Origin of the sequence: [Clostridium] symbiosum ATCC 14940 (assembly GCF_000466485.1) — a bacterium.
Classification (GTDB): Bacteria; Bacillota; Clostridia; order Lachnospirales; family Lachnospiraceae; genus Otoolea; species Otoolea symbiosa.
Map to the genome: position 1 here is coordinate 11,753 of NZ_KE992961.1, position 6,333 is coordinate 18,085.

The 6,333-nt window shown below is 47.9% G+C and carries 4 protein-coding genes; all 4 read left to right on the plus strand.

Annotated features, from left to right (window positions below; all coding sequences use genetic code 11):
* Window positions 1–131 precede the first annotated feature (131 nt).
* The 4 genes from CLOSYM_RS15075 (at window position 132) to CLOSYM_RS15090 (ending at window position 6,209) form a co-directional block, all read left to right on the plus strand.
* Complete coding sequence (locus CLOSYM_RS15075; RefSeq protein WP_021642757.1) at window positions 132–1,055, plus strand: nucleotidyltransferase family protein; 924 nt, start codon at window positions 132–134, stop codon at window positions 1,053–1,055.
* A gap of 94 nt (window positions 1,056–1,149) precedes the next feature.
* Window positions 1,150–1,857: a hypothetical protein gene (locus tag CLOSYM_RS15080; protein WP_021642758.1), complete on the plus strand. Its 708-nt coding sequence runs from the start codon at window positions 1,150–1,152 to the stop codon at window positions 1,855–1,857.
* Between the two features lie 452 nt (window positions 1,858–2,309).
* Entirely contained in the window at window positions 2,310–4,793 is a 2,484-nt protein-coding gene (locus CLOSYM_RS15085; RefSeq protein ID WP_021642760.1) for a hypothetical protein, read from the plus strand.
* A 123-nt stretch (window positions 4,794–4,916) separates the two neighbouring features.
* Entirely contained in the window at window positions 4,917–6,209 is a 1,293-nt protein-coding gene (locus tag CLOSYM_RS15090; protein ID WP_003498070.1) for a UDP-N-acetylglucosamine 1-carboxyvinyltransferase, read from the plus strand.
* Window positions 6,210–6,333: the final 124 nt, after the last annotated feature.

The window sequence follows — 6,333 nt, forward strand, 5'->3', positions numbered from 1 at the left end:
TACCGGCGGCGTCCTCACCTGCTTAATTAAATCCGAATTGCAGAACTGATCCGGTTGTGGTATACTCTATTACAGTTATTACCTGAGAAAACAGTATCGGGACAGATACATAGCTAATGAGGAGAAGAACTATGAAAAAAACAGCGCTTGTGATCATGGCAGCCGGAATAGGAAGTCGTTTCGGGGGCGGAATTAAACAGCTTGAGCCGGTAGGACCGGGCGGTGAAATTATTATGGATTATTCCATCCATGATGCGCTTGAAGCAGGATTTGACAGGATCGTGTTCGTAATCCGCCATGATTTGGAAAAGGATTTCAGGGAAGTGATAGGAGACAGAATCGAGAAGATTGCACCGGTTTCCTATGCATTTCAGGAACTGGATGATATACCTTCCGGATTAACGGTACCGCAGGACAGGAAAAAACCGTGGGGGACAGGGCAGGCGGTGCTTAGTGTCCGTGACATCGTAAACGAGCCGTTCCTGGTTATCAATGCCGATGACTATTACGGCAAGGAAGTATTTCAAAAGATCCATGATTATATGACTGGCGATATGGATGAGAATGCACCGGTTTATGACATATGCATGGGAGGATTCATACTGGCGAATACGCTGAGTGACAACGGGGGCGTTACCAGAGGCGTGTGTGAAGTAGGGGAAGACGAGATTCTCAGGGCGGTAAGGGAAACCTATAATATTATCAAAACGGCTGAAGGCCTGACGGCTTCCGATAAAGAGGGAAATCCTGTTACTGTAAGGGAAGACCAGCACGTATCGATGAATATGTGGGGATTGACGCCGGCGTTTATCAAAGAGCTGGAGCGTGGTTTCCCGGAATTTTTAAGCGGTCTTAAGGAAGGGGATTTGAAATCAGAATATCTGCTTCCGACGATTATTGATCAGATGATTAAGGACGGGCGCGCCAGAGTCAAGGTGCTTGAGACGAGAGACCACTGGTTCGGCGTAACATATAAAGAAGATAAAGAAGGCGTGGCGGAGTCTATCCGCGCTTTAATCAGCCAGGGAGTTTATCCGGAAAAGCTTTTTCAATAAATTTCCGGATTGGGGACAGTAAATCAAGAAACTTTGGAGAAATCCTGCATATGATACCATATAACTTCATGCCAGAAGGAGGAATGGGAATCAGATGCAGGATTTTTCGTATGAAAGATTAAGAACGCAGGAAGCAGCATTAGAGCCCTACATACTGTATCGCAAGGATCAGGCTGTCCAGGCGGAGCGAAATGTAAGAATCCGGGATTTTGAGTACTTTAAGAGTATGTATCCCGACAGAGTTAAAGCTTTGCAATTAGTTGTGGAAGAAGTCTGCGATGAGATGGAATACGAAGGAAGCCCGATTTATGACGAGTATCCGGACCGCATTTTAATGGAGCAGATGATCCAAAAGATCGCACAGAGAGCGGAGGTTTCCGATGAGAAACCGGAACAGGCCGAGATGACAACGGAAGAAGTGGAGCCTGAAGAAATCCAGGAAACGCTTCCGAGAGTTTCCTATGGTCCTGTGCGCAATGAGTACGGAGGAGGGGAAGGATACCGGACATGGGAGATGGATGAGACTACCCAGATTCAAGAGGCAGGTCCGAGGCGCCCATGGGGTCCGCCGCCACCGCCTAATCCATGGGGCCCGCCGCCACCGCCTAATCCGTGGGGCCCGCCGCCACCGCCTCCCAGGCCATGGGGGCCGCCACCACCTCCACCTACTCCATGCTGCCCACCACCTCGTCCATGGGGTCCGCCGCCCCGGCCCAGGAATAATTTTATGAATGATATCCTGGGAATCCTTTTATTCAATGAACTGCAGGGCAGGCGCTGCCGTTCCGGAAGATGCAGATAAAATACCGGCGGCAAATAAGATAGAAAAACCAGCTGATTATTCAGAAATACGGGAAAGCAGGAAGACTTATTGGGTTTTCCTGCTTTTTTGGATTATTTCATGATACATTTGGACAGAGTATTTTAAGAAGCAGACGCTTTATTACTTAAGAAGCTTCACTGTTCCATAACAGTTCAGACAGCGTAAACGGTCTTACAGTTCAGCCTCCGGCCAAGCTGCGACAAAATGATGCACAGAAACGGTAAAAAACGACGTTTCGCGCCGCATAACTCGGGATTTTCGCAAAAAAGGCAAAAACACCTCGCGGGACACATCATGGCTGAACTGTTACTAAACGGTTACGCTATTTCATCTATTTCTGGAATTTGGCAGGGGAATATGATATACTATGAGAACTTAATAAACTTGAAACCTGTATCGGGAAACATTTTAATATAGAAGGAACACACAATATGAGAAAAACGATAAAAAAAGCAGTTATTTTACTGGTAATATTCATAGCGGCTCTGGCCGTCTATTTCATATGGTCATCCGGAAAAGATGACGAGGGCGCAGTGTATACATCGATCGAGGATGCCAATCTGCCGGTCGTTTATATGGAGCTGTTTGGCAGGAAAATGAACTGTCTCTACGGTTTTGTCGAGGACAGGCCTACAAGTGCAGGCCGCGGAGATCTGACTGTGCTGCCGGAGGATCGCAGACTGCCTGTAAGCTTTGAAGACGTAGACTCAAAAGTGAAAGGAATCCAGTACGAAATAAGAAGCCTGGACGGCGAACGCCTTGTGGAAAGGACGGTACTGGAGGAATGGACGCAGGAGGGAACACAGGTAAAGGCAGTGCTTCCGATTCAGAACCTTCTGTCGGCGGGGAAAGAATATATGATGACTCTGGCAATCTCGACAGAGGAGCATCCTGCCGTATACTATTACACCCGCATCATGTGGTCGGAAAACCACCACATGGAGGATATGCTGAACCTGGCCATGGAATTTTCAGATAAGACCTTCAGCTATGATACTGCGCGGGATTTGACCACTTATCTGGAGACAGATCCCAACGCGGATAACAGTTCACTGGGGAAAGTGACTCTTAAAAACAGCTTTACGCAGCTGACCTGGCGCGGTCTTGAAATGAAGAGAGAGAGCGAGGTGTCTGTCCATCTGAGAGAAATGCAGGGAGTAATGGGCATTATCGAGCTTGATTACGTAACCAGCACAACGGATGAGGACGGCAGCAGGGAGTTTTACGATGTGACGGAGAGCTTCACGATGAAGTGGAACACTCAGAGAATTTATATGATGAATTATGACAGGCGCGTAAACCAGATTTTCTCAGGAGAAAGCAATCTTTATTCGGACAAGCGGATTATGCTCGGAATATCCGACTCGGAGGAACTGCAGACTATGAGCGATCCGTCGGAGAAATACCATGCGTTCGTGGCTAACCGCGCCCTCTGGTGCTATGATGCAGATAAAGGAAGCAGTACGAAGGTCTTTGCATTCCGCAAGAGTGAAGATGATTTGCGCACTAATTTCAATTCACACGGCGTCAAGATCCTTTCGGTAAGTGAGGAGGGCAATATCGATTTCCTTGTATATGGATATATGAACAGGGGAAATCATGAGGGAACGACGGGCGTTGCGCTTTACCGGTATGAGAATGGGGATAATACACTCACAGAGCGGCTTTATCTGCCTTCCGGCGAAGATTACTGGAGCCTGCGCCAGGATATCGGACGGCTGAGCTACCTGAGCAGCAATCAGACCCTTTATCTTCTGATGGATCATGCAGTTTATGGGGTGGAGCTGTCCGGAAAAGAATATATGGTTGTGGCCGACGGGCTGACGGAAGAAAATTTTGCTGTCAGTGCGGATGGTTCCCGAATCGCATGGCAGGATGGAAGTGATATTTACAGCTCTGAAAAACTGAATGTCATGGATTTGAAAACAGGTAAAAAGGATGAAATCCGTTTCCAGGATCAGACGGTGATAAGACTTGTGGGATTTGTGGGAAGCGATCTCGTCTACGGTCTGGCGAATCCCGGTGAAAAGCTGATGACAGACGGCCGCATTACCGGTTTGCCTCTCTACGCCCTTGAGATTGTGGGCAGCACGATGGAGACGGAGACGCGCTATGAGAGACAGGGACTTTATCTGACCGATGTGCAGATACGGGACAGCCGCGTGCATATGACAAGAATGCGTAAAGCGGGAGGCGACTATGAGATGGTGGATGAAGACACCCTGGTCTGTAATGAAGAAGTGATTGCGGATCCGTTGGCAGGAATCGGATATCTTGCAGATTCGGTCAAAGGGCGTTTGTATTTTGTCCAACTGAATTCGCAGGCGGCAAAATCACGTACCATCCGGGTCCATGTGCCTAAAAAGGCGGTTGCCGAGGAAAATAATGTGATATCCCTGACGGCCAACCATCCGATCAGCATCAGACGTTATTATGCATACAGCGGCGGGAGGATGAACGGATCCTATGTGGATTTTGCTCAGGCGGTGAAAGCGGCTTATGATGATATGGGCCTTGTCACCGACCAGAATGGATACGTATTCTGGGTTCGGGCAAACCGAAGTGACGTGAAGACCATCAAAGATATCCAGAATGAAGTGGCTGTGGTCGAGCGTTATCTGGATGAACTGGCACAGGGGAATGAAATCTCCACGGATGGAACCAGGCTTGTTGATGCGAGAGGCTGTACTCTGAATCAGATTCTGTATTTTGTATACCGCGGCCGTCCGGTGGTGGCATATCTGGGTAACGGCGGCTATGGTTTGATATATGGCTATGATCAGTATAATATATCATGTCTCTGGTTCCCGGGGACGGAATATGCGTATTTTGACAAGATGGGCTTAAATGATGCGGCGGCATTTTTTACGGATAACGGCGGAAATGATTTCATCGGTTTCCTGCCCGCAGAGTAAAAAAAACGACGAAACCTTTACAAATCCTGACGATATGGTATAATCAGTAGAAAGCGGTTGTTAGAATTTAAGAATTCTGTAACAATATACATTGTTTTTTAATATATATTTTGAGGTGCGAGGATGGAACAATATATTATGAAAGGCGGCAATCCGCTGGTAGGAGAAGTCATTATCAGCGGCGCTAAGAATGCTGCCTTGGGGATCTTGGCTGCATCAATCATGACTGACGAGGATGTCTTAATTGAGAATCTTCCGGATGTAAGAGATATCAATGTACTTTTAGAAGCAATAGAGGAAATCGGCGCCGATGTAGACAGGCTTGATCGTCATACGGTCCGTATCAATGCAAGAAACATTAAAGAAGTCAGCGTTGATGACGAATATATACGCAAGATTCGCGCGTCTTATTATTTCATCGGAGCTTTGCTCGGCAAATATAAGAGTGCCGAAGTACCGCTTCCAGGCGGATGTAATATCGGCAGCAGGCCGATTGATCAGCACCTTAAGGGATTTCGTGCCCTTGGAGCCAAAATTGAAGTGGAGAAGGGCGCTGTTGTAGCCCATGCCATTGATCTGGTGGGCAGCCATATCTACCTGGATGTGGTTTCAGTAGGAGCGACTATCAATATTATGATGGCGGCTACTCTGGCCGAGGGGGAGACAATTATCGAGAACCCGGCAAAGGAACCCCACGTGGTTGACGTTGCAAACTTCCTGAACAGTATGGGGGCAAATATCAAGGGCGCCGGAACGGATGTAATCCGTATCAAGGGAGTCCATAAATTACATGGAACAGAATATTCGATTATTCCGGATCAGATTGAGGCCGGAACGTTTATGTGCGCCGCAGCAATCACCCGCGGTGACATTATGGTACAAAACGTTATCCCGAAGCATCTTGAGGCAATCAGTGCAAAGCTGATTGAGCTGGGCTGCGAGGTTATGGAGTTTGACGAGGCAGTTCGTGTTGTGGGCAGGCCCAAACAAAGGCATACGGACATCAAGACTCTGCCGTATCCGGGGTTCCCTACGGATATGCAGCCTCAGATGACTGTTACACTGGCCCTGGCAGAGGGAACCAGCATTGTGACCGAGAGCATTTTTGAGAATCGTTTTAAATACGTGGACGAGCTTACCAGGATGGGCGGCAGTGTCAAAGTGGAAGGATTTTCCGCAATTATCAGCGGAGTCAGGAAACTGACGGGCGCTCAGGTCAACGCACCTGATTTGAGGGCGGGAGCCGCTCTTGTGATAGCCGGACTGGCGGCCGACGGATATACGATAGTAGATGAGATCGGGTATATCCAGAGGGGATATGAGAATTTCGAGAAAAAACTTAAAGGTCTGGGCGCAATGATTGAGAAAGTGGATTCTGAAAAGGAAGCCCAGAAGTTTAAATTAAAGGTAGGTTGACAGGCTGATAGCCTGATACGGTATTCGGGACAGAGTATTGAATTTCGGTGTGGGACCGGAATTTGATGCTCTGTCCCGAATTTTTAGTACTTGGAGATTTAACTGAGGTTGGGAGGACGCGTCC

What these genes read in the sequence shown, in the direction of transcription:
- CLOSYM_RS15075 (WP_021642757.1), top strand. Translation starts at nt 132, where the DNA reads ATGAAAAAAACAGCGCTTGTGATCATGGCAGCCGGAATAGGAAGTCGT.
- CLOSYM_RS15080 (WP_021642758.1), top strand. Translation starts at nt 1,150, where the DNA reads ATGCAGGATTTTTCGTATGAAAGATTAAGAACGCAGGAAGCAGCATTA.
- CLOSYM_RS15085 (WP_021642760.1), top strand. Translation starts at nt 2,310, where the DNA reads ATGAGAAAAACGATAAAAAAAGCAGTTATTTTACTGGTAATATTCATA.
- CLOSYM_RS15090 (WP_003498070.1), top strand. Translation starts at nt 4,917, where the DNA reads ATGGAACAATATATTATGAAAGGCGGCAATCCGCTGGTAGGAGAAGTC.